The organism is Leuconostoc miyukkimchii (genome assembly GCF_019656055.1).
Lineage (GTDB): Bacteria > Bacillota > Bacilli > Lactobacillales > Lactobacillaceae > Leuconostoc > Leuconostoc miyukkimchii.
Genome location: NZ_BPKY01000008.1, coordinates 12342 through 37434, shown reverse-complemented (window position 1 = coordinate 37434; position 25093 = coordinate 12342). Strand labels below are relative to the sequence as shown.

The following is a 25093-nucleotide window of genomic DNA, read 5'->3' as shown; positions in this document are numbered from 1 at the left end:
CTAAAATATTTTTGTTTTAATCCTTTTGTTCAATCTTATAAATAGAGGAGCTGGCATAGATTGTTTCTGGTTGATTGTGAACATAGAAAAAATCAGAGCTGTGTAAAAAGTTTAAGAGACTCATTATCAAATTAGGGTCGTGAATATCTTGTATGCTTATAGGACCATAAAAATGTGATGATTCCGATAATGTTATATTTTTGGTAGTTCTTGGTGACATATTGAAATAATTTTCTTTTTCATAGATTGCTAAATCAAGCAATGTAGTTTGATTAATATCCAATGTCTCACTATTTATAAATGTAATTCTGAGTTTAGTCATGTAGTTATTCCTTTCTTCAATTTGATACATAAACTAATAAATAATAGAATAACAAAGCAAAGTAGGAAACACAAGTTTTTATATTCTATACTTAAGTCAAGTAGAAAAGCTAGAATGATTGCTCTTTTTCAAATTTTTACGTTCATAGTTTCCTTATTAGCATAATGTCTTGAATTAATGAAACAGCATAAAAAAATATCTAGCTTACATTTTGTTACAAATAATTAGTATAAAAAACAGGGCATAATTTAATACTTATGTCCTGTTTTTTTATTTATCACTTTTATACATACTCAGCAACTGTTCCGTCAAAATTAACTACTTTTCCAGAACGATCAGTATTATCAGTGATTAAATCAACAACTAATCGGCCAGCTTCTTCAGCCGTTTTAAATCCTGGTGCGTCCATATGGTTATTAAGATCTGTTGTTACCCCTCCTGGCATAAGAGCAAAAATTTCAACTGGTTTATTTTGTTCTTTAAATTCAAGGCCCCAGGTTTTTGTCATTATGTTTAATGGTGCTTTTGCTGATAAGTAAGCAAAAGGGTGGAAGAAATTATTAGGTTCAATTGGAATTGTCATGCTAAATATTGTACCTTGATTTTTTTCGATGGTAGGTAACAAAGAACGACTTAACTCATAAGCACCTAAAAAATCAGTTGTGTAAGTCTCTTGTAATTCTTTTACTGTAAATTCCCAAGCAGATTTTTGCATGTCTCCTGGTATACCAGCATTGTTAACTAACAATGCTAATTCAGGGTAATTATGACTTATTTTATTGGCAACTTCATTAATCTTGCTTACATTACTAACATCAAGAATTTGCAATGCCACGTCGCCATACTTACTTAAATCATCAACCGCTTTATTTCCACGAGTGACATCTCTAGCGCCGATTACCACATTATATCCGTTTATTAATAAATTTTTAGCAATTTCAAAACCGATACCTTTATTTCCGCCTGTTACTAATGCTGTTTTTGTCATTTTATATCCTCTTTTTTAGTTAAGTATTAACGCATAATTAGTATATCACTATTAATTAGTAAGTGCATGTGTTGATTTTGATACATGATAAAAATTTAACTAATGTTTACTCTTAGCATGATAAAAGGGATAGATACATAAAAACATCTAGATTTATCGAAAATCATACAAAACAGCACAGGGTTCGTCATAATTTACTGTCCTTACATACTTATATCTAAGATTTTAGCACTCTATAAAATAATCATAATTATTGGCTTATTTCATGATTTAATTTCTTAATATGTTAAAAATAATATCTTTTTGACGACAATGTAAGCCTTTTATTTTGGAACAGCTTTTTTGTCGTATTATAATTTATGTAGAGCTAATTATAAGGATATAATCTCATGATTTTCACGAACATAAATGTATATTTACTAATAAGTGTGATTGTAGCAGGTATGACCGTACCACTAATGCAAGTTAGTTTCAATAATAGTATAGGCATACCAAAGGTTAGTGACAACACAGTGCATTCGTCAGAAAATGTAGATAGCAATAATGTTACAATAGTTGGAAATACTGTCTACACTATTCCACCTTAAATTAATAATCAGTTAAGTGATTAACTAAGAGCCGCTAAATATAAGCAGGGTGTGTCTAAGGTAACTAAAAGTGGTAAATATATAACAATTTATATTAGTGAAAACGATGCAAAAGATATCTTTTCAGGAGCTGGATTTGTAATCCGCGGTTATACAGGAAAAGGTTTAGGGGTTATTTTATAACAAATAACCCTAAACTCAGTTTCATATTGTACTGTATTTTTTGTTTTCTTTATTAGTTTCTAGTGGCCAACAATTTGTTTGAACATTTCATTCATTTTTTTAAGTTGAAATCCAATAATATTATATTCAGCAATACCCTCTTTATAAAAAGTTTCTAAATACTGATTATGCTCGCTTAGAAGCTTTTCAACTTCTTGTAAAGGCTTTTTATACGTTAAACTGAAGATAAACAAAATATGCACTCCTAATCGTAACTCATTTGTTATATAATGAACTAATTCACTGAACCAGTTCATTATATAATATGTATAATTAAATATTAATGGAGAAATAAAATGACTCGAGCATAACAAAAATTAACGACTAGAGAAAAACTATTTGATTCCGCAATTATATTGTTTAATAATCAAGGTATTAAACAAACAAAAATTATATATATAGCTAAACACGCAGGTGTTTCTACAGGTACATTTTAAGTCCAAAGAAGAAATTATTAGTTCCATATATTGTGAAGAATTCAATAGATTCATATTTACTAAAATAAAATCAATTAATCAAAATAAACTGAACTTAAAAACATATCTTCTAAGAATTGGAGTTTTAGAATTAAAATTTTCCGAAAAAGTGGGAGTATAAGTTACTACTTTCACATTTTAAAACAAATATGACAATAATTGGGAATCATATTATTAGTATTTTAAATTCATCGGTTCTTCAAAAATTTAGTGCCAAATTAGCTATACCGTTTTTATAATGTGATTTATGTAGTAATACATAAATTTGTATGATTGTTTTGAATTAAACAGCATCTGGCACCAACATTAATACTACAGTTAATTTATCAAATTACCTAGATATTATTTTTTAAAATCAAAATGTAATTAAGTCATTCTTTACAGCTAGGGCAACCGCTTCTAAACCGGATGAGACTCCAAGTTTACTGTAGATTTTAGTTAAATTATTTTTAACCGTTCTTTCTGAAAAATGCTGATCCACCGCAATTTGTTTAATTTTTTTTCCTTGAGCAAGACTAGTCAGAAGATCTACTTCCAGACTCTCTAATTGAAAAAAATTATTTTGCATGTTTCTTTGTTCATGCCGTACTATCTCCGTGACATTATACTGTAAGATTGTATTTCCTTTTAGAGCATTACTAACGGTATTGAAAATAACATCAGTACTGGCGTCTTTTAGTAAGTAGCTTTTAGCACCTAACTTCAGCATTGTTTTGATATCTTGGCTATTATCAATCGTTGAAAGTACCACTACTGGAACTTCAGGGCAATAATCATTAACGTAATTCATAACCCCAAATCCGTCAATATTAGGCATTTTGATATCCAACAAAATTAAATCAGGTTGCTTTATTTTTAATAAAGCAATTGCCTCCTGCCCATCGATAGCTTCATATTCAATGTTATAGTCTCGATTTGTCTCAAAAATCAGTTTCAACCCTTCACGGACGATAACATGGTTATCTACAATCATTATTTTACTCACCATGCTGCCACCTCAATTTTTTTGGTATTTTAATGTCTATTCGCGTTCCTTCGCCAGCATGACTGAAAATATTTGTAGTACCACCAAGTTTTTCAACACGCTCTATAATTGCGTTTAAACCAAAATGATTTGATTTTTTTATTCCCCATTTAACATTAAACCCAACCCCATAATCAATAATAGTAATCGATAAAACATCATCTAGTGAAACTTTTACGATAGCAACATCTGTCTGAGAATGCTTCACAATGTTAGTAAGTGATTCAGAAATAATTCTAATAATTTCTTCCAAATCATTCTTTGGAATTGCAATTGCAACATCAACACCCAGATTAACACTCAAACTATAATTTTCATGAAAAACTTTTACCAATTTATCCAAACGATCACGAAGTTTAATCTGATCATTATTATTTTTTCGCATATCGTAAACAGATTGTCTAGCTTCTTGCAGTGAATCACGTGTTAAAGAAATTGTCTTATCAATTTCTTGGGTAGCTCTGTCCACTTGATGATTTAATAAAAGTAATTTGGTTCCTTCCAGCTGCATTGTAACACCAACAAGTCCTTGCATTAGAGTATCATGTAAATCACGGCCAATTCGATTACGTTCGTTTTGTTGCGAAATTTCTTTAACTTCAGTGTAAGCAACTTGTAACTCATTGAGCAAACTTTGTGTCTTAATTAATTGGCTAACTTGTTGACGATAAAAACGCCATGTTATGAAAAAAATAATGTTTAAAGCCATTGACGATTGGATAGACATGATGGTTAAAAAGAAGCCACTATTGAGATACTGTAACACTACAATGATAACCTGAAATGGTACTAAAATAACTAAAAAAGTAAAAAGCTTGACGTCATCATAGAGCGTCACAATTTGAAGACCAAGAAGTGGTAACATACCTATATAAAGCATGTTTTCTCCTGGGCTAATTAAAATTCCAGCACTAACAATAATTACTATTTGCAGAAATAAATATAATAACTTACTAAATCTTGTAATGTAACTACTGAAATAGTTACTAACTGATTGCACAACATAAAGTGTAAAAAATGTTGATGTTTGAATGCTACCAATGTCTTTTACTTCCATTCTTAGATAAAAAGCCAAAAAGTAAATCATTAAACTTAAAAATATCATTGGCCAACGATATAAATCAAATAAATAACGCTTCGTCTGTATATTGTTTTCTTTAGTCATATAAATCTCCTTTTAAAAAAGACTAAGCTTTTTTTATTCTAGCTTAGTCTCAGTGTTTATTCAATTAGTCAATTTTTACATTTGGCAAAAATTTATCCAACCATTTCGGTAAATACCAACTAGAAGATCCAAATATTGCTATAGTTGCTGGTACTAGCACTAACCTAACAAATAAAGCATCAAACAAAATACCTGTTGCTAAGGCCAATCCCATTGTTTTAACAACAGCATCACTGGCAAATATAAATCCGGAAAAGACGATTATCATAATTAAAGCTGCCGCCACCACGGCCGGTCCACTGTCCTTCATGCCAGCCATCACTGCTTGACGTGTATCATGAGATTTTAAATATTCTTCACGAATTCGGCTAACCAAAAACACTTCATAATCCATCGCCAACCCAAACATAATCCCAATAACCAAAACTGGTAAGAAATTTAAAATTGCTCCCTTATTAGGAATTCCCAAAAGGTTAATAAAATTGCCATCTTGGATAACAAATACAATAGTTCCTAAGGTTGCCCCTAATGACAGTACAAATCCCGCAACAGCAACAACAGGGATTAGTAATGATCTAAAGACAATTGTTAACAAAATAAATGCGAAAACAACAATTAAAATTGCAAATTTAGGTAACGCCTTCATCAAAGCGTCCGACATATCAATATTGATTGCAGTAGCACCCGTTACATAAAGTGGAGGAATATCATTTTTATTAGCCAATTTTCTAATATGATGCACCACTTTTTTTGTTTTAACATCATTGGAATCAGTACTAGGTATTACAGTAATCATTTGATACTTATTATTCTCACTTGGAGCTGCTTGTGAGACTGACACAACATTGGATAATGCTTTAATCTTTTGTATACCATTTTGAACTGCTTTTTGATTATCGCTTCTCACAAGTACAACTAGAGTAGCTTGACTACCTTTTCCGTAAGCTTCTGTCAAAATATCATATGCTCGACGCTCTGTCAATTTTTCAGATTTGACAGCATCATTTGGTAATCCCAGATTAATATGAGTAAACGGAATCGTTGCTGTTGCTAGCAATCCAATAACAAGTATCGTGAGTAAATACTTATATTTTGTAACTAATTTACCCCATCCACCTTTTACACGTAGTAGACTAACTATATATAAAACACGATTAGGTTTTTTTCCAGTAACTCGATCACCTAAGATTGTTAACATTGCTGGAACAAAAGTTAACGAGGTCAAAATCGCCGTAAAGACAGACATTGCTGCAGTCATTCCCATTACTGTAAGCATGTCAATTCCTAAAATTGTCATGCCAAGTAAGGCCGCTATAACCGTTACTCCAGCAAAAACAACTGATGTTCCTGCAGTAGACATTGCATAAGTTAATGCCTCTTTTTTTGATTTTTCAACTAATTCTTGTCGATATCTAGAAATAATAAATAACGCGTAATCAATACCGACGGCTAGTCCCATCATACCAACTAATGACATTGAAAAAGTCCCAACAGACAAGAAATTTGTTGAAATTAGAACCAACATCATGCCAGCAATCAATCCAAGAATCGCTGATAAAATCGGAATACCTGCTACCAATAATGACGCAAAGGTAATAGATAATATTATAAAAGCAATAATTAATCCAACTACTTCTGCCTGTTCGCCATTATCCATTGGAGAAATAGTAACATCATTTGACGTTAGTTCCGTTTGAATACTCTTGTTGCGAGTAATTTTTAATGATTTTTGTAAAGATTTAATTGTTTTAGGTGAAACATTATCACCTTTCTGTTTATACATAACTCTAGCGATACCTGTCATGTTATCTTTACTAAAACTTTGTAACATTTGAGGAATAACAACCATCTTAACATGCTTATTTTTCTGAACATCTGTAAACAGATCATTCATGGTCTTTTGATTATCAGGTGTACTTAATGGTTTCCCATTGCTAGAATGCAATACAATTTGAATTTGACCGCCATTCTGCTTAGTATTTGGAAATTCTTTTTCCATTAATTTATTAGCTTTTTCAGACTCTGATCCTTGAATTGACATCCCAGCAGCATCAAAGTGAACACCGATACTTAATGCCACTACAACAGAAATAACCACTGTTATAATAAATCCAAATATCGTTATTTTGGCATGACCGTATATCCACGATCCTAATTTTCCAAGTGATTTACCCATTGTATTCTCCTTAAACTTGATATGTAATTAATATAGCAAGTTTTCAAAAAATAATCAGCGTACAATCGGGCATACTTTTTTGCCCTGAAGGGCAAGTACTAATGCCTTTTTGTACATAATATTCTTATATTTAAAAATGTTTAAAATTCATTTAATCTAAAATCAATATATTTGACTCATCAACAAATGTTGATAAGAAAATTAAAGGATTATGTTTTTGAAAAACCCTCTCCCTAATATTGATTCCCTCTAGTATTGGTATCCTTCTATCATAAATATACTTCCGCCTATAAACAATTACGTTTTTTTGCTTGTCAAAATCCTCCTTAATTATTGATCTTTTTGACTATAATATTGATTAATTAGCGTCGCCTATAAACAAAATTGTCCATAACCATTCGCAAAAATATATTAAACTAATCGAATCCATATTCAATCCGTTTTTGAATAAATTCAATTTCAATATAGTGTCTAATATATTTGATTGTCTGATCATGAATATTTTCTAGTTGTGAAAAAAACAAAGCTTTATTTTGAACGTGCAGTTTACGATATTGACCATGAATATCATCTATTGCTTGATTAACATGATCAATGACACTACCGTCTAAACCAACTTTTTCTAACAATACCTGATACTGTTTACGAATGTTTTTCATAGCGCCATTGATCACTGCTTCATCATCATATTGATGTGCAATTAAACTAATTGTCTGATCTAAATTTTCTAATGCCTGGTCACACGTTGTTAATAGTTCTACTAGTCACTCTACCTGCTTCATTTGTTCATATAAATCTTGTACTAAATACGGTGTCATTCTATCATCATAGCGTTGATAAAAGTGTGCCAATTCAATATAAATCGTCTGCATTGCCTTACTATTTAACTTGTTTGAACTCTGATAAGCCGTATACAAATGTAAATAATCATTTTTGACCACTAAAAATATTTCTTTTGCTAACTGATATGCACTATCTGGCAAAATGCTAATATCTGAACCAATTTGTACTGTTGTCATGTTTTCTACCCCTTTCTCTACCAATGTAATTTATACTTTTAGTTGTCACCTGGATAGGCAAAAGTCATATCCCCATAACCAACTGCTTGACTATCTTTGGCATAGTCTTTTTTAGGGACTAATGTAATTTCATAATCCTTGCTAGTCCCCGCATTTTGATTCGCAACAATCAAATCACCATTTGCTAAAACATGCAACACAACGCCTGTATGATTAGGACGATCAGACGCAAAAACAGCCCCAGCTTTTGGTGTCGTGGTGACTTTAACTCCTGTTGCTTTTGCCACAGTTTCTGCCGTCACATTACCATTTCCTCTAAAAGTAAAATTAGGTGACCAAATCGCATTCATATAGACTTGTGAGAAACCCGCACACTGATTATAGGCGTTTGGTGTCGTTAAATCTCCAATCTAGTTTTTTGACGTAATATTATGCACATAAGTCTTAATGTCATCATTATTACAATAGGCACCTTGATTGTTACTGTCATTATCAACACTATTATTTGCTAATATATTACTATCACTAGCTAAATTATTGTCACTGTTTAATGATTCCTCAAAATTAAGATCATATGTTTTTCTGATTGATTCCGTCCGTGCTCTAACTTTTGACACTTTACGTTTTGGATTACTTGCCCAACAGGGTTGACCGCCTTAGTATTTAGATTATTTTCACGCCGATCAGTCGCAACACTAGAAGATTAAAGTGATTTTAATTAAGGAAAAAAGTGCTTCTTGATCCCTCTTATAGTCGAAGTCATCACTTCAGATAACTGACCAAATTCGCAGATTGGATGGGTCCTGTATCTTTTTTCAGTATATTGTTGCCATACCTATGCAAGATTTTAGTGTGGCACAAACAAAAATCACAATCGTATAACTCGTAGATTTTTATCTAAAGGGAAAACAAAAACGACTTCAAATGAAGTCGTTCAAATTCAAACTCGGATGAGTCGTTATCTAAGAAAAATATTTAATTATCAGGCACATTACAATGTGGCTGATAATTAAATTTGCACTTTGTCTTTTATTTACTATGTAAAAAAATGTTAGAATTTCTCTTATACAGCATTATAGCTGTTAACAAGTAAACTACTGTTAAAATAATAGGAACATAACTTATATTCTGCAAATCAGGTTGACCACTCATATTGAAGAAAAAATCAGACCAATCCACTAAGGTATGTGCAATAATAGGAATTATTAAACTTCTGGTGATAAAATAGATAAATGATAAACAAAGGCCTATAGCAAATGCATATATAACTTGATATAATGTGTAAATAAAATCTGAGCCAGATAATAGATTCATAAAGTGCGACACACCAAAAATAATACTAGATATAATGCTAGCTAGTAGTACACCATGTCTAGAATTTGACAATAGTTTCTTTAATGCATTAAATACTGCACCTCTAGAAATTATTTCTTCAATAAAACCAACCAATAATGCTGCTATAAATGAACTAATAATCCCTACAATAATTTGTCCACTAGGTAGTTTATTAATAATCATATTTAGTGATATAGAGGTAGCTACATTAAATATAATTGTCATAATAACTGGAATAGAAATGATTAATAGGTTAATCTTATGCTGCTTCCAATTCTCAAGTTTAAAACCAAATTTATTTGCAAAAATAAATTTACTTATCGGCAAGAATAAGAGAACGACTATTAACCCTCCTATCGGAATTGTTATGATTCCTAAGGTTGGTTCATTATTATTTCCTATTCCCAAAGATATATTAGGAGCTATCCCGTACAGGTAAGAAACTATTAGTGATACGACTAAAAATAAAATTGTTGAGACTTTTTTCATTGCTATTTCTACTTTCCTAATGTGATTATAAAACTAAGAACTACTTATTACTTATTACTTATTACTTATTTCAAAGATTCCCTCTGAAAAACGAATATAAATAGTTTATCATAAATTCTTTTCAAAAACTATTAATCATATAACTGATTCGTTTACCAGCATCTGAATTTTTATCGGTTAGTGTGCCATTACTTGAATCGTTATCTGAACTAGTTATTATATCGGTTTGATAAACAGCACTGGCATTACCAATCGTACTTTTTTCTAAAACTCATCTCACTTTTTGATGATTAGTTTTTGACACGACTTGTTCCTGCAACTGCGATAAAGTTTGCTATTGTTCCCGCATCATTTGCCAAAATCGTAAACCGACGGTTCGATTGTCAATTTTTAAAACAACAAATTACACTATTGTTGTCATCTGCAAACATTTGACTTTGAGAAAATTCCAAAAAAAATAAAAAGGAAGCTAAAATAATCAGCTTCCAAAATATAGTCTTTGATATCTCGTCAATAATCTTCAAACCAATTGGATCATATTCAAATGTATCTGAGTCCTTAGATTCATTTTTTGACATATCAGGAGTAAACCAGATAACTTTCTGAACAAATTTTTATTTTGTTTAGGCTATCGGGTTCACTTCAACTATCTAACTTTTTCAACACGTCCGTACATATCACGCATGAATCATTATTGCTTCTATGACATAATGACTATACTTCCCCATGCCGTTTACCAATCACAACATGTTTAACATGATTTTTGGTCGACTCAATGACACTTAAAATATGTGGATCATCAAGTTGGTATAAATTTTTCTTTCCCACTCTCTCAGCACTAACCAACTGATGTTTTTTTAAGATGGCTAGTTGATGAGAAACTTGAGGTTGCGAAATTTGCAATTGTTCAACAATCTCGCTAACACTCATCGGTTTATTTTGTAATAAAATGAGAATATTTAGACGTATGCCGTTACTTAGTAGTTTGAAAATACGTTGCATCTCTTTTTGACTAAGTACATTGATATTTTTATTCATATGTTGACCTCTACATATGTTAATGATAACATATGTTTAAATTGATATATGTCATTATATCACGAAGGAGAGAGCAGTATGAACGATTTACCGCTAGTTACAATGTTATTCATTGGTGTTAACTTAGACTTTTTTGTCATATTATTATTTTTGTTACAAAAATACAGCTTCAGAGATACCTTGATTGGTTATGAAGTCGGTATGATGTTAGTTTTTACTATCAGTGCTATGGCTGGTCAAGTGATTCAAAGTTTTATTCCTGGATGGAGCATTGGATTACTTGGTATTATTCCTATTTATATTGGAATTAAGGGAGAAAGCGATGACGACGACCCACAACGTACTAAATCAGCAACAGGGATTATATCTGCCCTCTTAATTTATCTCGTGAGTTGTGGCGCCGATAATATCGCAGTTTATGTGCCGATATTAGCCACCATGAATCTAGCAACTATCTTAATGACAATGATTTATTTTATTATTTTAACTGCCATCTCTTTGACTTTAACTTACTTTTTCGGACAAATTCCAATGATTAAAAACATCTTTGAACGCTGGGGCGCACCACTCAGTCGAATAATTTACATTTTAATTGGTATTTTTGTCATGATTGATACAGGTTTAGTGCACCGATTTTTGAGACTATTTTAAAGCGTTCACAATTTATTCTATATTAATCACTAGCAAAGCAACTATCACACAATATGCTAAGCAAACGAATGCGCCTTTAAAAATTCACTTCAGATAAATAGGCACACTATTTTTTGAATTCCTGAAATCTAAAGTTTGTCCCTAATGCTTGATTTGCTGTGGTATACGCTCTAAATTTATAGATCAAGGGCGACCATTTATCCACATCTATGTGAGTACTATCAAATAGAATATCTTCGTTTACAAAAATATTTTTAATTTCAAATTCAATAATAGCAAAATCATTTCTAATTTTTTTATCTACAAGCGTCGTTTCTATTTGGATGGGACATTCTTTGATTCGTACAGAACCAACCCTTTCGCCAGCTATTTTAGTCAATTCGCCTAAAGTAAATTTGTCTGAACAATATTTATACCCAGCTTCCTTTTTATAATCTGGCAAGTTTTCATTACCTGTTGTATTGGCAATACGCTCAACATTTTCCCATATTGTGTCATCTGCTAGATTGAACGTTGCTTCATGTACCATCTTTAAGTTTAAAAAGCCCTTACTGTGTAAGCTCAGTCCAATAATCATTGATTTATCCAAAGACCAGTTAGAACTAATAACTGTAATATTATCTGTCATACTACTATCTTTTGTAGTCATGAGCGCAACTGGAAAACCGTAATAGAAACTGTCTTTTTCAATTTTTTTAAACATCTTTTCACCTCTAAATATAGTATAATTCAAATATATATCGATACTCATCGACAAATAAAAATGAGGAAAACAACATGAATGGATTTCCAAATTTGCAAGCAGTTACTAAAATTTTGGCAGATCAATCCCGTTTAAATATTCTGACTATACTAATGGACGGAAAATTTCATACGGTAAGTGAATTAGCTAAAAAAACCAAAATACAGACCCACACTGCCTCATATCACCTCAAACAGTTACACGAGCTGAACTGGATTTCTAACTATAAACAAGGAAGAAATGTTTATTATCAGCTCTCTTCTGAAGATGTTGCTGAATTGCTAGAAAAATTAATGACTATAAGCCCAATCAAAGAAATTAAGTCATTTAATGAAAATGTAGCATATAAAAAATTAAAAATGGCACGATCATGTTATACACATTTAGCAGGTGCTATTGGTGTTGACTTTTTTAATTTTCTAACACAAAACAACTATGTTAATTTATTAGAAAATAATACGCTTGAACTAACAAAAGCAGGCACACAATACTTTGAAACCATTGGTATTGAAATCAATCAAATCAAAAAACAACAGGGTATTTTTATTAAACCTTGTTTGGATTGGACAGAAAAAACATTCCATTTGGGTGGTAACCTGGGAAAAGCATTTTTGCAATTTTGCCAAGATAAAAACTACATCATATCAAACAAAGAAAATAGAAGTATTCATTTAACGCCTGCTGGAGAACATTTTTTTGCTGACAAAATATCGGTTTGATTGTCATTTTTTAATATTTAAAAAACCGATTTCCGAGACAGTTTTTGCCTAAGAAATCGGTTTTATTGTGCGTTATTTTATATCACTTCGTTGCGTAGTGTACAGCTGCTGCACCTAAATTAAAACGCGAAATTTTCACTTTGGTAAAGCCTATCTTCAAGAGGATTTTCCCCAGTGTCATATAATCCATGAAGTTTTCAGTCGTCTCATCTAAATACTTATATTCTTTATACTTTCCCTTTGCAAAAACTTTACCAAACATCGGCATAATTTTACCAAAGTATAACTGCCAAAGTGGCTTTACAATCGGATTATCTGGCTGTGATGTTTCCAAAATAACGAGTTGTCCACCTGGCTTGAGGACACGAAACATTTCCTGTAAGCCACGTGCAGGATCTGGTAAATTGCGCAAACCAAAACCGATGGTGACAATATCAAACGTGCTATCATCAAACGATAATGACATGGCATCCCCTTGCACTAAAGTGATTTTATCAGAGTAGTCACTCACATCAACTTTTTTCTGACCAACTGCCAGCATTTCTTCACTAAAATCAAGCCCTGTCACATGTGCTGTGGCATCACTTTTTTCAGCCAGTGCTAGTGCCCAATCAGCTGTCCCAGTTGCCAAATCAATGATTTGCGCGCCTACTGGAAATGTCATTTTAGACATTACTTTTTGTCGCCACAACTTATGTGTGCCAAAAGAAATAATATTATTCATTTTGTCATATTCTGGTGCAATTTTATCAAAAAGCGCCTGAACATCAGTATTTTTAGGTGATTGTGTCATAATTTTCAGTACGTGTTATAACAATACCACGCATTTCTCCTATTTTAAATATTATTGTAGCTCAATGAGTTCAGATAGATCTGATTTAAATCGCCGACGTTGCGTTTTGCCACTGGCCGTACGATACCATGTTTTAGCCACATAAAAACGTTTTGGAACCTTATAATGCGCTAGTTTTTCACGCCCATAGTGACGCAATGCTTGTGCTGATAACTGTGACCCGGTGACAACTGCCACTGGAATTGCACCCCACTCTTCATCTGGTACACCGACCACAACAATATTATCCAATCCAGGCATCTTAGCGTAAATAGATTCAATTTCATCTGGAAATATATTTTCACCACCAGAACTAATCATATCCCCTTCACGACCCTGAATGTACAAAAAACCGTCAGTATCAAAATGTCCAAAATCTTCAGTATTAAACCAACCAGAGATCATATTTTCATTTAACTTATGAGGCTGATTCAAGTACCCCACAGTCAGAGTTGGCGATTTAATCCATATATTACCGCTATCTGTCGATTTTCCAAATTTATCTCTTATGTCAATAGAGACCGGAAACAATGGTTTACCAACTGAACCCAGTTTATCATGAATATCAGCGGGGTCAAGTGCGACAACTTGGGACGCGGTTTCTGTCATACCATAAGACTGAATAATTGGTAATTGATGTTTTTGTGCTTGTTGGAGTGTCAATGGATCTGTTGGCCCACCACCAAGTAGCATGGCTCGGAATTTATCATTGTAATTCACATCATCTGGTAATGCTGCCACTAATTGTTTCAGCATCACTGGCACAACTGACATCGTGGTAATCTGATCACGAATGAGCCATTCATTAATGCGCTGTGCGTCAAATTTTTCTACCAATATAACACGCATACCATATATTAGGCTACGCATCAAAATCGAAAAACCACTAATATGAAAAATCGGCACAACTGCCAACCAACTATCTTCTGCCGTCAAGCCAAGGTTAATGGCATTGCCCATCGCTGACATAAAATGATTATGATAGGTTTGCATCACACCTTTAGGACGACTAGTTGTACCCGATGTGTACATCACACTAGTGACAAAGTTATCTGGAAATTCTGCCACTGGTGTCACATGATGTCCTTGTGGTAGTTGAGAGAACTTAATTTGCTGTGCGATTTCAAGTTCATGATCATAAGCATCATCTGTTAATACTAAATCTAAATCCGCATCTGTGAGTTGATAATTGACTTCATCTACTGATAATCGCCGATTAATAAATATAATCGTTTTGCCAAGCTGCTGTAACGCCATAATAACTAGGTATCCCTTGATATTATTCACCATAATTAGCCCAACACGTTCATTGTTGTTCTGTAACATGTCAATTTGGCCAGCAATGATAGCTGATTCAGCAGCCACTTCACCAAATGTCATTTGCTCTTTGCCGTCAGTGACCGCCATACGCTTTGGCGTTAATTGCGCGCGCTTTGTCAACCAATTTTCCATTTTAAAACCTCTTAATAACTATATTAACATATCACTTATCTGAACATAGTACTTGCTTTTATAAGTCTACAATTGTAGACTGTAGGTATGATAAAAGAAAAGCAAAAAATGACAACAAGTGAATGGGAAACAATGCGTGTCATTTGGACATTAGGCGAGGCGACTGGTCGTCAAATCATTCGTATCATGACCCTTAAAAAAAATTGGTCACCATCAACAATTAAAACTCTGATCTCACGCCTACAAAACAAAGGTTATTTAACTGATAATGGCGCCTTACGTGATCGCATCTATAGACCAACAATTGCCGAACATGAAGCAATGACCACTGCCCTTGACGACACGATTAGCTCTATGTGTGCGATGTGTGTCGGTGACGCCATGGCAGATGTCCTGACAACCGTACAGCTGTCCCAACATGATATTGGCCATTTACAGCATGTTTTAGCTCAAAAAATGGACGACGCACCTGAAACTGTGGCATGTGATTGCATGCCTAATCATTGGGAGGATTTAAAATGAACATGAACGAACACAATCATCATGACATGTCAGCAGATAGTGAAAAAGTAGCAACACATCAACACCAGACGACAGATATGCATCAGATGCACATGCACGACGGAATGAGTATGGATAGTAGTATGGATATGTCGTCACATCATCACATGTCAATGTCTTCTGATGATGGTATGGCCGGTATGGATATGTCTGACATGAAACGCCGTTTTTGGTGGTCTTTTGCCCTCATGGTGCCAATTATTATCATCACACCATTTATGGGCATGCATTTACCATTTACAGTCACATTCCCTGGCAGTATCTGGGTTACAGCTGTTCTTTCAGCTATTTTATACTTCATTGGTTCAAAACCATTCTTTGACGGTGCAAAACATGAAATTAAAGCTAAAAAACCTGCAATGATGAGTTTGGTTAGTCTAGGATTAATTGTCACTTTTTGGTACTCAATTTACGCCCTTTTAGCCAATACGTTCTTGCATAGTACGCATGTGATGGATTTTTTCTGGGAGTTCGCTACATTGACCGTTATTATGCTACTTGGTCATCGCATTGAAATGACCGCTACCATGAAAGCAAGCGACGCAACAGATAAACTACGTGAATTACTACCAAATATTGCACACGTTAAACATGGTACCATGATAATGGACATGCCAGTTGATACGTTGAAAAATGATATGATTATTCAAGTATTGCCTGGTGAATCTTTCCCAGCCGATGGTGTGGTGATTGCTGGTCAAAGTCAGGTTGACGAATCACTCATGACTGGTGAAAGCAAACTCATTGATAAATCTGAAAAAAGTCGCGTTGTCGGTGGCACAATCAACGGTAACGGTTCCTTGGATATACACTTAACGCAAGTTGGCACAGCATCCTTTGTTGGCCAACTACAAACTGCCCTCTCAGATTCTCAAGGTCAAAAATCACGTGCTGAAACATTGGCTGATCGCGTGGCAGGCTACCTCTTCTGGTTAGCACTACTCTTTGCCTTTGTTGCCTTGATTGCTTGGACAATTTTAAGTGATTTCAGTACTGCAACTAATATCGCAGTTACTGTGCTTGTCATTGCCTGCCCACACGCACTTGGTTTAGCTGTCCCCCTCGTTATCCAAAGAACAAAATCTGTCGCTGCTAGTCAAGGTATTTTAATTAAAAACCGCAAAGCTTTAACAGCTGCTAACCACTTACAGTATGCTTTAATGGACAAGACTGGCACATTAACCAACGGTCAATTTAGTGTCCACCGTATTGTCACCTTTGATTTCGATAAAAACAAAGCCATATCAATTATGGCAGCACTTGACTCTCAGTCCACACACCCGCTTGCCAAGTCAATTACCGCGTATGCTGAGCAAGTTCATGCCCCACATTTAAGCGCTACACAAGTAGAAAACATTGCTGGTTATGGTGTTTCCGGCATAGTTGACAACCAACACTATACATTGGTATCTGAGCGTTATTTGATTGAAAGACAAATTGATTTCACACCACTAGATGACGACGAAGGTTCTATTTCCTACTTATTATCTGATAATCATGTGATTGCAGGTATCTCACAAGGAGATACGATTAAAGACACTGCTGCTAATTTTGTAAAGACTTTGATTAGCAAGGGTATCACACCTGTTTTAGTTACTGGTGATAATGATAAATCAGCACAAACTGTAGCTCATCAGCTCAACATCGATGATGTTCACGCACAAGTTTCACCTCAAGAAAAAATTGCGTTGGTTACCAAGTATCAACAACAAGGCGACGTTATGATGATTGGTGATGGTATTAATGACGCACCAGCTCTAGCACAAGCCAATCTATCTATCGCTATTGGTGCAGGTACCCAAGTTGCTCATGCTTCTGCTGATGCCGTACTCATTGCTAACCAATTACCTAAAATCATTGACTTTCTAGCATTAATTAAGCATGCCAACGCCAAACAAATTCAAAATTTGTGGTGGGGTGCCGGCTATAATATTATTGCAATTCCTCTAGCCGCTGGGGTACTATCATCAATTGGGTTGATGTTAAATCCCATGATTGGTGCTATTGTCATGTCTTTGTCGACTATTATTGTTGCTTTAAATGCTATGACATTACGATGAAAATATACGCTTTTGATTATTCATAACGACTAAAAAACAGGCAAAATACTTATAAGTATTTTGCCTGTTTTTGAAATAATGTCAGGGGAACAAAATAATTGCTAGGAAATTTTTGGAACTCAATTATTATTTCTATAGCATAGTGTACGAATAATCTTGAAAAAATCGTTATTTAAAACGCCTATTTTACTTGTTACTAACAATATAACTGTTTTATTTATTTTTTGACGTTGTTATTGTTGTTATTGTTGTTATTAATTAGTGTGTATTCTTTACCATATTTATCTCTGGATAAAAATCCAAAGTCTACTAACGATCTTCTTAACAATGGATAATCATTGTATGTGGACCATCTTCTAAGTATAAAATTCACATCTTGTTCATCGTAAATTTTATTGATTTCAAATTTGGTGGATAAATAAGAAATAACTTCAAATTTTTTACTATATTTAGCAGGCCATACTTCTAGAATATTATCCTTGTTCAAAAACTGTATAATTCCTTTACTCATAAAAAGTTCTCCTTTTGTATTTTTAATAGTGCTCTTTCACAAGCAAAATATACACTACTCCACATAAATGGATAGTTATATAAATCTAATTCATATTGCCAAAGAGATGAGTCTATATTTTCGTTAGATCTTGAACTAAGTTGATAGAACAAATTATTTTTTTCATAATCCATTAAATGTCTCCTTTAAATTATCATGTCACATCATACTTATGTCGGTAAGTTGCGACGCATTCTAACCCTTTTAATTATAAGGCACAAAAAAAGGCGCCACAACTGTTAAGTTATGTCGCTAACGAAAAATTTTTGATGTAATTACGATTTTCTATCAGAGAATAAAAAATAAAAAATTGTTCCCGTTAAAATAATGAACAAGGTATAAATAAACCCCATAGAATGGTCAGGTAACTGCTCTCTAATAAGGTCCAAGTAGAACGTTATGCTAGCAATCAAAATCCAGATTATAATCAATATTATTTTTTTCATATGCGCCATCACCGGAATTCAAGATAGAGTGTTGTACTTTTTTATTTTTTAAATAAATTATTTATAAAATTACCTAATTCGTTTCTTCCTAAAAAGATAATTAATGCAATCATAACAGAATATATGAAGCTTGCAAAGATACCGGTAAACACCTCTTTCCAAAACCAGTAGTTATTAGTAATATTGGGATCTTTCTTGATATTATTAATTAATCCATTTATTTCAAAATTTAGTGTTTTGAAATATTTAAATTCATCATAGAACTGTTTTATGTCTGTGAGTTGTTTAGATTGTTCTTTAATATTATTCAGCATACCTAGTGCTGTTTCTAGATTTGCCACGCCGATTTTGCAATCCTTGTTCGCCATAGAATTTGTATTTTTGTGTCCATGAATAAGCCTGTTAATATGACACACCAGACTGTTCAGCCAAAGCCTGATAATTGTAATCTGAGGCAACGATTGCCTTGACGATGGCTATTCGTTCATTAAAAGTTGTGATGCGACCTTTATTCATTTTTTTAACTCCAGAACCTCTTTGTTTAAGGGTTTGGTCGTTATTATAACGTTTTATCCAATGATTTAATACTGAATTTTGTGTTATTTTATACTTTTTCAGTACATCTGCCTTAGATAAATGATTGACCAAGACATCTTCTATTGCCTTCATTTTTAATTCGTTTGGATACTTAATAGTAGTACCAAGGACAAGTCCTGAAATACCAAAACTATCATATAATCGAAGCCAATCTTTGATACTCGAAACTGAGAGATTGTAATCGTAATTAGCTGATTTGACTGTTAAATCGTGATTGTTAATTTTCGAAATAATCTCTAATTTTTTAAGATAATGAACCTTATTTCTGGACATATAAAAACTCCCTTTATAAAACAGTTTTATTATTTAAACTGTCTCTTTTTAAGGGAGTGTGTCACTGAAGCTAGCGCTTATTTAATCGTATTAAGTTATGCCACCGTCCTAAACGGCTCTACGTGGAAGTCTCGTTCGCGCAAGGCTTCCTTTTATGTCCTCATTATATCCATGATTGTTACCGGATTGCTAATAAGAGGCGCCATAGGATTTGCTATGTTTCATATAGCAAATATTTATCATTGGCAGTAACCAAATTAATTAGTTGCTTATTTTTACATACACATTTTTTAAACAAACAAGCTCATTATTAACACGATGATCAAGCCAACGACTGCAATAATTGTTTCCAAAACAGTCCAAATCATTAATGTTTGTTTCACATTCAAATCAAAATATTCTTTAAACATCCAGAAGCCAGCATCGTTGACATGAGAAGCCGCTAATGAACCAGCACCAATAACCAATACCATCAAAGCAGGATTAACATTAGAAGCCACCATGAGCGGTTGAACCAATCCTGCAGCAGTAAGAGCTGACACTGTCGCTGATCCCAAAGCTACTCGCAAAACGACCGTGATAATCCAAGCCAGCAATAATGGTGAAATTGATGAATGTATAAACAAATTAGAAATTTGATTCGAGATACCACCATCAATCAAGATTTGTTTAAATGCAGCACCACCACCAATGATTAACAACAACATCGCAATAGACTTAATGGCCTCTTCAACAGTCACCATCATGTCAGTTGTTTGTCGACCTTGATGCCATCCCATCGACCATAAAGCAAAAACAAGCGAGATAATCATCGCAGCAACAGGATTACCAATCATCGTTACAAACGCTGAAAACCCTGTCGGTTTAGTAAATGGTTGCCCATCATTAAAAGCAATTGTATAGATCGTTGTAATTCCCATCATTAAGACAGGGAATAACGATGTCAAAACAGAAATACCAAAACTAGGTGTTTCCTCTAAAACAAACTTTTTTTGTTCACCAAATGCCGTCAATTGATGTTTAATAACGAATGCATCTGGCGCAAATTTTTGGGCCAATTTTGTGAAAACCGGTCCAGCAATGATTGCTGCGGGAATCGCCACAATCAAACCATAAACTAGCACAGTTCCTGGGTTCGCACCCAAAGCCCCAGAAATAGCCGTTGGCGCTGGATGTGGTGGTAGAAAACCATGCGTCACTGACAATGCTGCAGCCATTGGAATACCTAAGTAAAGCAGTGGTACTGAAGCTTCCAGCGCGATAGCAAAGACAATAGGAATAAGTAATACCATACCTACTTCAAAGAATAGCGCGATACCAATAATAAAAGCGGCAACCATGATTGCTAATTGCACACGTTTTTTACCAAACTTAGCAATAAGTGTATGCGCAATCCGATATGCGCCACCAGCATCTGCAACCAATCGGCCTAAAATAGCGCCAAAGCCAAACACAATCGCTAATTCACCCAGCGATGAGCCGATACCATTTTGAATAGAAATAGGAATTTGATCCAATTTCATCCCCAACCCAATACCAACCAATACGGAAGTCAAAATTAACGCGATGAAGGTATTAAGCTTAAACTTAATAATCAGTAATAGTAAGAATATAATTCCTACTGCAAGTACGATAAAAGACATCATATCATTATCTCCAATCTGTTTTCTCAATGAATTTAAGCACCGCCGTAAGTCAGTTTAACTATAAAAAAACTCATTTATTTGTAAGCGCTTTCTTGAATAATATTATCACATCATACCTTAAATTACTATCTTTTTGTTCTCTAAATATTACAAATTACCAATTGTTATATATCATCTTAATTTTTTTAAGAGTTTAACATTTTTTGATAATTTAACAGTTGCTTAATCTAAAAGTGTATAATAGTATATATTGACAATTTATACATATACTAAGGAGAATATATTCATGCGTAAGTATCTCGCAGAATTCCTCGGAACATTTATCTTAGTGTTCGTTGGAACTGGTAGCGTTGTTTATTCAGCCGCTACAACACCCTCACCTTTAACAGTTGCTTTAGCCTTTGGTTTGGCACTTGCTGTTGCAATCTATGCTTTTGGTCACATCTCAGGTGGTCATTTTAATCCGGCTGTTTCCTTATCAATGGCTATTCAAAAGCGATTAACATGGATTGAATTTGTTGGTTACGTTATTGCACAAGTGTTTGGTGCAATTGTTGCTTCTGCTGCAGTTTATGGTGGTGTAGCAGCTTATCTAAAGTCACCTACAGTCACACAAGCACTGTCTGGACAAAAAATGTCAGTATCACAATTTGTGAATTTAGCTGGCTTAGGTCAAACAAACTTTGCGGATGGTCAAACATTGGCTGCATTCTTGTTTGAATTAGTTTTGACATTCTTGTTCATTTTGGTAATCTCAATCGTTACAAAATTAGCTAACGTTCCTGCCGGAATTATCATCGGTTTGTGGTTGGCAGCTTTGATTATTGTTGCCTTACCAATCACAGGTGGCGCATTTAACCCTGCACGTGCATTAGCTCCTGCTATTTTTGTACAAGGCAAGGCGTTGGGTCATGTTTGGGTCTATATTTTGGCTAACTTGCTCGGTGGTGTCTTAGCCGCATTTGCAGCTAACTTTTTCAACAAAAACGTTAAAGAAGAAGCTTAATTAAATATAGAAACATCTCACATCATGTGAAAAAACCGATAACTTGGATGATATCCAAGTTATCGGTTTTTTGTGTCTCAATTTTCAAATAGAGCGTAGCATAATCACTCATTCTTAAATTTGCTCTCCCAGAATAATAGTGTCCAAACTATCGTAACTGCCAGAAAAGGTATCGCTTTTTGATATAAAAGTTTAAAGGCATGTATCACATTATCTTGTGCCTTATTTTTTATATCAAATAGTGCCTTATTTATTTTGCTATCAATTTCAAGAATACCAGTATGTTTTTTAAGTATTTGTGATGATTTCTGATTTTTAAGACCCTCATTAGATTTCTTAATTAAATGTGGTTTTATTTTTTTAGGAACATTTAGTTTTGATACAGTTGAGGAAATATAACTTTCAGATTTAACCTGTGCTTTATTCAAATTTGAATATAAACCTGTTACAAAAAGTGCAACTGCTAATACAATACCAAGCTGGCGTAGTACGCCCATGACACTTTGTGATGAAGACAGTAACTCTCCAGTGAAATCTGAAACAGCAATGACAGTTATAGGTCCTATAATCAAACCATATCCGGCGCCTATAAACGCACCATAAAAACAAGAATACAATTGATTGTTCAAACCATTATAAGTGTAACCAATATACCCTACCAACATGAATAAAAATCCAAATGACAGTAAAATTTTTGGTCCCACATTGTTTAATACAAAGCCTGAAATTGGTGATGTGATGAAAATAAGTAAAGTAATCGGAATTAACATAAATGAAGCATTTAAAGCATCAAAGTTTTTAACACTGATATAATAAGTTGGCAAAATAACTGTAACAGCTACTAAAAACAGATTACTCAGAATGATGACAACAGATGCACCCATGAAATTTCTATTCTTAAATAGTCTTAGTGGAATCATAGGTTTGTTTGCTTTAATCTCAACAAATAAAAAGGTAATAAGAAAAAATAATGCACTACACGTAAAAATCAATGAAACAATTGATGTCCATCCCCAAGCCCTTCCTTGTGTTAAAACGGTTGTCGAACTTAAAAGGAACAAGACACTTAAACTCGATCCTAAAATATCAAAATCATGAATGTCATCGTTTCTTTCACTAAAATTAAGTAACTGCCATCCAATCATAAAAGTCAAAATAACAATTGGCAGATTAACAAAGAAAATCCACCGCCAAGTTAAATACTGTGTAATAATGCCCCCAATTACTGGCCCTAATGCACCAGCGAGCCCTTGTGTAACGCCTAATACTGCAATGACACCAGTTCTTTTATTAGTTTCTACCAATTTAATTCCAAGCGTCATTGATAGCGGAAAGACTAAAGCTGCACCTATGCTCTGAACTGCACGCCCAATTACCAACATTTCTATCCCGTTTGATAATCCTGAAATCAGGGAGCCAAGACCAAAACAAATGAACCCTAACATTATGACCCTGTTCATACCAAACTTTTCAGCAACTCTTGTCAACGGAATAGTCAGGGAAGCAAACAATATCGTGTAAATGTTTAACGCCCAAGATAAATTACTTAAAGATGTAGAAAAGGCTACACTAATCTCTGGTAAAGCTACATTCATAACTGTTGTATCAAGCATACATACGAATATGCCGCAGACAAAAATTGAAAGTTTTAACTTCGTTTTGTTCATGAATAAATTCCCCGCTTTGTACTTTATTAACAATATTTATATTAACATTATTAATAATAGTATCAAGTTTTTTTGATAACTTAACAATATTGGATTGGAAAATTACAAACCTTATACAAAAAAGCTGCAAAAACTTTTTATGGCAATTGTTTCAACAACCATAGAGCTTTTGCAGCTTATGCTTTTTTATTTTTTTGTGTCAGACTAGTTCTTGTTACAGACGCTGTAGTTTAAAAAGATTAACCATCAATTAAATTCAAAACAATATTCGTATCAAAATGAATAGGTATCGTCATTATGACGACCAAACAATTTAGTAAAATCAACACCAATTAGTTGTATAATGCGATTTTGAAACGCTGCTAAAGGTTCAGGATTAGACTGTTTTAACCATACAGAAATAAAAGCAATGAGTATCTCGATCAAGTACGCCATATCTAACTTTGTTTCAACTTCGACTTTCTGATGCGTTAACAAGAGCTTTTTGTATCTATTCGAAATAAAATGAGTCCATGCATCCTTAATATACGGGCGCGTATACAATACATTTAATATTATTCGACGCTCATATAACATGGGTGACATATCAAAAATAAATATTTGTAAGATATCTTTACTATTTTCAACTTGAGAGGATACTTCTAATTTTATTTTTTTGTCTACAATAGCAAACAACTCGTAAGTTATTTCGTTTACGCTTTTAAAATGCTGTTTAACATCTTTTAGAGATAAACTCGAAAATTCCGCAACTTGTACGAGAGAAGGCATTATATCTGGTGACTCAAACATGGATTTTATAAATGATCTGATAATCATTTCTTTCTCTTGATTCACATGCTCATCTCTACCGGATTCTATAAAATAATCAAATGGTAACTGGTATCTATCAATAATCTGTAATATCATTTCTGTAGTAGGTTCACCGAGATGTCTTTCCCACTTAGACACTAACTGATATGAAATAAACAATTCGTCTGCCATCTTCTTTTGTGTTAATCCTAGTTCTTTTCTCAAAATGTAAATGCGATCGCCAACTACCATTTCATCTCT

The 25093-nt window shown here is 33.6% G+C and carries 25 protein-coding genes and 1 pseudogene; 6 read left to right on the top strand and 20 right to left on the bottom strand.

The window, feature by feature from the left end; translation table 11 throughout:
- Positions 1 to 16: 16 nt before the first annotated feature.
- Both K5Q13_RS08710 and K5Q13_RS08705 read right to left on the bottom strand, forming a co-directional pair.
- Entirely contained in the window at positions 17 to 322 is a 306-nt protein-coding gene (locus K5Q13_RS08710) for a hypothetical protein (RefSeq protein WP_220741304.1), read from the bottom strand.
- Positions 323 to 605: 283 nt separating this feature from the next.
- Positions 606 to 1310 carry an SDR family NAD(P)-dependent oxidoreductase gene (locus K5Q13_RS08705; RefSeq protein WP_220741303.1) on the bottom strand — a complete coding sequence of 235 codons (705 nt, stop codon included), beginning with the start codon at positions 1308 to 1310 and terminating at the stop codon, positions 606 to 608.
- Between the two features lie 389 nt (positions 1311 to 1699).
- On the opposite strand from K5Q13_RS08705, the gene K5Q13_RS08700 reads away from it, so the two are divergent.
- Positions 1700 to 1897, top strand: a complete 198-nt coding sequence (locus K5Q13_RS08700) for a hypothetical protein (RefSeq protein ID WP_220741302.1) — start codon at positions 1700 to 1702, stop codon at positions 1895 to 1897.
- Between the two features lie 242 nt (positions 1898 to 2139).
- Here the strand turns inward: K5Q13_RS08700 and K5Q13_RS08695 are convergent, their stop codons facing one another.
- From K5Q13_RS08695 to K5Q13_RS08655, 8 genes and pseudogenes are all read right to left on the bottom strand, one after another.
- A complete protein-coding gene (locus K5Q13_RS08695; RefSeq protein ID WP_220741301.1) occupies positions 2140 to 2313 on the bottom strand; it encodes a YciI family protein in 174 nt (57 codons plus the stop codon).
- 637 nt (positions 2314 to 2950) lie between these two features.
- Positions 2951 to 3583 carry a response regulator transcription factor gene (locus tag K5Q13_RS08685; protein ID WP_220741300.1) on the bottom strand — a complete coding sequence of 211 codons (633 nt, stop codon included), beginning with the start codon at positions 3581 to 3583 and terminating at the stop codon, positions 2951 to 2953.
- Entirely contained in the window at positions 3573 to 4784 is a 1212-nt protein-coding gene (locus K5Q13_RS08680) for a sensor histidine kinase (protein ID WP_220741299.1), read from the bottom strand. The genes K5Q13_RS08685 and K5Q13_RS08680 overlap by 11 nt, the downstream gene beginning before the upstream one ends.
- Before the next feature lie 64 nt (positions 4785 to 4848).
- Entirely contained in the window at positions 4849 to 6960 is a 2112-nt protein-coding gene (locus K5Q13_RS08675; protein ID WP_220741298.1) for an MMPL family transporter, read from the bottom strand.
- Between the two features lie 416 nt (positions 6961 to 7376).
- Positions 7377 to 7979, bottom strand: a pseudogene (locus K5Q13_RS09675) (hypothetical protein).
- Positions 7980 to 8017: 38 nt separating this feature from the next.
- Complete coding sequence (locus K5Q13_RS09595) at positions 8018 to 8389, bottom strand: CHAP domain-containing protein (protein ID WP_373306372.1); 372 nt, start codon at positions 8387 to 8389, stop codon at positions 8018 to 8020.
- Between the two features lie 619 nt (positions 8390 to 9008).
- A complete protein-coding gene (locus K5Q13_RS08660; RefSeq protein WP_220741297.1) occupies positions 9009 to 9803 on the bottom strand; it encodes a CPBP family intramembrane glutamic endopeptidase in 795 nt (264 codons plus the stop codon).
- Positions 9804 to 10517: 714 nt separating this feature from the next.
- The gene (locus K5Q13_RS08655; RefSeq protein ID WP_220741296.1) at positions 10518 to 10841 is read right to left on the bottom strand and encodes an ArsR/SmtB family transcription factor; all 324 of its coding nucleotides are present in this window, start codon (positions 10839 to 10841) and stop codon (positions 10518 to 10520) included.
- A gap of 78 nt (positions 10842 to 10919) precedes the next feature.
- Between K5Q13_RS08655 and K5Q13_RS08650 the strand changes: the two genes are divergently transcribed.
- Positions 10920 to 11492: a cadmium resistance transporter gene (locus K5Q13_RS08650; RefSeq protein WP_220741295.1), complete on the top strand. Its 573-nt coding sequence runs from the start codon at positions 10920 to 10922 to the stop codon at positions 11490 to 11492.
- A gap of 106 nt (positions 11493 to 11598) precedes the next feature.
- Here K5Q13_RS08650 and K5Q13_RS08645 read toward each other — a convergent pair whose 3' ends face one another.
- A complete protein-coding gene (locus K5Q13_RS08645) occupies positions 11599 to 12195 on the bottom strand; it encodes a flavin reductase (protein ID WP_220741294.1) in 597 nt (198 codons plus the stop codon).
- Positions 12196 to 12269: 74 nt separating this feature from the next.
- Here K5Q13_RS08645 and K5Q13_RS08640 point away from each other — a divergent pair, with 74 nt between their 5' ends.
- Entirely contained in the window at positions 12270 to 12953 is a 684-nt protein-coding gene (locus K5Q13_RS08640; RefSeq protein ID WP_220741293.1) for an ArsR/SmtB family transcription factor, read from the top strand.
- Between the two features lie 82 nt (positions 12954 to 13035).
- Here K5Q13_RS08640 and ubiE read toward each other — a convergent pair whose 3' ends face one another.
- The gene (ubiE, locus tag K5Q13_RS08635) at positions 13036 to 13746 is read right to left on the bottom strand and encodes a bifunctional demethylmenaquinone methyltransferase/2-methoxy-6-polyprenyl-1,4-benzoquinol methylase UbiE (protein WP_220741292.1); all 711 of its coding nucleotides are present in this window, start codon (positions 13744 to 13746) and stop codon (positions 13036 to 13038) included.
- 51 nt (positions 13747 to 13797) lie between these two features.
- Positions 13798 to 15237, bottom strand: a complete 1440-nt coding sequence (locus K5Q13_RS08630; protein ID WP_220741291.1) for an o-succinylbenzoate--CoA ligase — start codon at positions 15235 to 15237, stop codon at positions 13798 to 13800.
- Positions 15238 to 15324: 87 nt separating this feature from the next.
- On the opposite strand from K5Q13_RS08630, the gene K5Q13_RS08625 reads away from it, so the two are divergent.
- Both K5Q13_RS08625 and K5Q13_RS08620 read left to right on the top strand, forming a co-directional pair.
- Positions 15325 to 15759, top strand: coding sequence for a CopY/TcrY family copper transport repressor (locus K5Q13_RS08625; protein ID WP_220741290.1), 435 nt, complete (start codon positions 15325 to 15327; stop codon positions 15757 to 15759).
- On the top strand, positions 15756 to 17858 hold the full coding sequence (locus K5Q13_RS08620; protein WP_220741289.1) for a copper-translocating P-type ATPase: 2103 nt from the start codon (positions 15756 to 15758) through the stop codon (positions 17856 to 17858). The genes K5Q13_RS08625 and K5Q13_RS08620 overlap by 4 nt, the downstream gene beginning before the upstream one ends.
- Before the next feature lie 217 nt (positions 17859 to 18075).
- Here K5Q13_RS08620 and K5Q13_RS08615 read toward each other — a convergent pair whose 3' ends face one another.
- The 5 genes from K5Q13_RS08615 to K5Q13_RS08595 all read right to left on the bottom strand — a co-directional run bounded on the left by K5Q13_RS08615 (position 18076) and on the right by K5Q13_RS08595 (position 21370).
- Entirely contained in the window at positions 18076 to 18369 is a 294-nt protein-coding gene (locus K5Q13_RS08615) for a DUF2087 domain-containing protein (RefSeq protein WP_220741288.1), read from the bottom strand.
- Positions 18366 to 18542 carry a hypothetical protein gene (locus K5Q13_RS08610; RefSeq protein WP_220741287.1) on the bottom strand — a complete coding sequence of 59 codons (177 nt, stop codon included), beginning with the start codon at positions 18540 to 18542 and terminating at the stop codon, positions 18366 to 18368. The genes K5Q13_RS08615 and K5Q13_RS08610 overlap by 4 nt, the downstream gene beginning before the upstream one ends.
- A gap of 353 nt (positions 18543 to 18895) precedes the next feature.
- On the bottom strand, positions 18896 to 19195 hold the full coding sequence (locus K5Q13_RS08605; protein ID WP_220741286.1) for a hypothetical protein: 300 nt from the start codon (positions 19193 to 19195) through the stop codon (positions 18896 to 18898).
- 61 nt (positions 19196 to 19256) lie between these two features.
- Entirely contained in the window at positions 19257 to 19724 is a 468-nt protein-coding gene (locus tag K5Q13_RS08600) for a helix-turn-helix domain-containing protein (protein WP_220741285.1), read from the bottom strand.
- Between the two features lie 290 nt (positions 19725 to 20014).
- On the bottom strand, positions 20015 to 21370 hold the full coding sequence (locus K5Q13_RS08595; protein WP_281420546.1) for a gluconate:H+ symporter: 1356 nt from the start codon (positions 21368 to 21370) through the stop codon (positions 20015 to 20017).
- Between the two features lie 286 nt (positions 21371 to 21656).
- On the opposite strand from K5Q13_RS08595, the gene K5Q13_RS08590 reads away from it, so the two are divergent.
- Entirely contained in the window at positions 21657 to 22376 is a 720-nt protein-coding gene (locus tag K5Q13_RS08590) for an MIP/aquaporin family protein (protein WP_220741284.1), read from the top strand.
- Positions 22377 to 22480: 104 nt separating this feature from the next.
- Here the strand turns inward: K5Q13_RS08590 and K5Q13_RS08585 are convergent, their stop codons facing one another.
- Positions 22481 to 24043 carry an MFS transporter gene (locus K5Q13_RS08585; RefSeq protein ID WP_220741283.1) on the bottom strand — a complete coding sequence of 521 codons (1563 nt, stop codon included), beginning with the start codon at positions 24041 to 24043 and terminating at the stop codon, positions 22481 to 22483.
- A gap of 273 nt (positions 24044 to 24316) precedes the next feature.
- Complete coding sequence (locus K5Q13_RS08580) at positions 24317 to 25084, bottom strand: helix-turn-helix domain-containing protein (RefSeq protein ID WP_220741282.1); 768 nt, start codon at positions 25082 to 25084, stop codon at positions 24317 to 24319.
- Positions 25085 to 25093 lie beyond the last annotated feature (9 nt).

What these genes read in the sequence shown, in the direction of transcription:
- K5Q13_RS08620 (WP_220741289.1), top strand. Translation starts at nt 15,756, where the DNA reads ATGAACATGAACGAACACAATCATCATGACATGTCAGCAGATAGTGAA.
- K5Q13_RS08650 (WP_220741295.1), top strand. Translation starts at nt 10,920, where the DNA reads ATGAACGATTTACCGCTAGTTACAATGTTATTCATTGGTGTTAACTTA.
- K5Q13_RS08685 (WP_220741300.1), bottom strand. Translation starts at nt 3,583, where the DNA reads ATGGTGAGTAAAATAATGATTGTAGATAACCATGTTATCGTCCGTGAA.
- K5Q13_RS08615 (WP_220741288.1), bottom strand. Translation starts at nt 18,369, where the DNA reads ATGAGTAAAGGAATTATACAGTTTTTGAACAAGGATAATATTCTAGAA.
- K5Q13_RS08625 (WP_220741290.1), top strand. Translation starts at nt 15,325, where the DNA reads ATGATAAAAGAAAAGCAAAAAATGACAACAAGTGAATGGGAAACAATG.
- K5Q13_RS08700 (WP_220741302.1), top strand. Translation starts at nt 1,700, where the DNA reads ATGATTTTCACGAACATAAATGTATATTTACTAATAAGTGTGATTGTA.
- K5Q13_RS08655 (WP_220741296.1), bottom strand. Translation starts at nt 10,841, where the DNA reads ATGAATAAAAATATCAATGTACTTAGTCAAAAAGAGATGCAACGTATT.
- K5Q13_RS08710 (WP_220741304.1), bottom strand. Translation starts at nt 322, where the DNA reads ATGACTAAACTCAGAATTACATTTATAAATAGTGAGACATTGGATATT.
- K5Q13_RS08675 (WP_220741298.1), bottom strand. Translation starts at nt 6,960, where the DNA reads ATGGGTAAATCACTTGGAAAATTAGGATCGTGGATATACGGTCATGCC.
- K5Q13_RS08640 (WP_220741293.1), top strand. Translation starts at nt 12,270, where the DNA reads ATGAATGGATTTCCAAATTTGCAAGCAGTTACTAAAATTTTGGCAGAT.
- K5Q13_RS08585 (WP_220741283.1), bottom strand. Translation starts at nt 24,043, where the DNA reads ATGAACAAAACGAAGTTAAAACTTTCAATTTTTGTCTGCGGCATATTC.
- K5Q13_RS08680 (WP_220741299.1), bottom strand. Translation starts at nt 4,784, where the DNA reads ATGACTAAAGAAAACAATATACAGACGAAGCGTTATTTATTTGATTTA.
- K5Q13_RS08610 (WP_220741287.1), bottom strand. Translation starts at nt 18,542, where the DNA reads ATGGATTATGAAAAAAATAATTTGTTCTATCAACTTAGTTCAAGATCT.
- K5Q13_RS08580 (WP_220741282.1), bottom strand. Translation starts at nt 25,084, where the DNA reads ATGGTAGTTGGCGATCGCATTTACATTTTGAGAAAAGAACTAGGATTA.
- ubiE (WP_220741292.1), bottom strand. Translation starts at nt 13,746, where the DNA reads ATGACACAATCACCTAAAAATACTGATGTTCAGGCGCTTTTTGATAAA.
- K5Q13_RS08600 (WP_220741285.1), bottom strand. Translation starts at nt 19,724, where the DNA reads ATGTCCAGAAATAAGGTTCATTATCTTAAAAAATTAGAGATTATTTCG.
- K5Q13_RS08660 (WP_220741297.1), bottom strand. Translation starts at nt 9,803, where the DNA reads ATGAAAAAAGTCTCAACAATTTTATTTTTAGTCGTATCACTAATAGTT.
- K5Q13_RS08595 (WP_281420546.1), bottom strand. Translation starts at nt 21,370, where the DNA reads ATGATGTCTTTTATCGTACTTGCAGTAGGAATTATATTCTTACTATTA.
- K5Q13_RS08630 (WP_220741291.1), bottom strand. Translation starts at nt 15,237, where the DNA reads ATGGAAAATTGGTTGACAAAGCGCGCGCAATTAACGCCAAAGCGTATG.
- K5Q13_RS08590 (WP_220741284.1), top strand. Translation starts at nt 21,657, where the DNA reads ATGCGTAAGTATCTCGCAGAATTCCTCGGAACATTTATCTTAGTGTTC.
- K5Q13_RS08705 (WP_220741303.1), bottom strand. Translation starts at nt 1,310, where the DNA reads ATGACAAAAACAGCATTAGTAACAGGCGGAAATAAAGGTATCGGTTTT.
- K5Q13_RS08645 (WP_220741294.1), bottom strand. Translation starts at nt 12,195, where the DNA reads ATGTTTAAAAAAATTGAAAAAGACAGTTTCTATTACGGTTTTCCAGTT.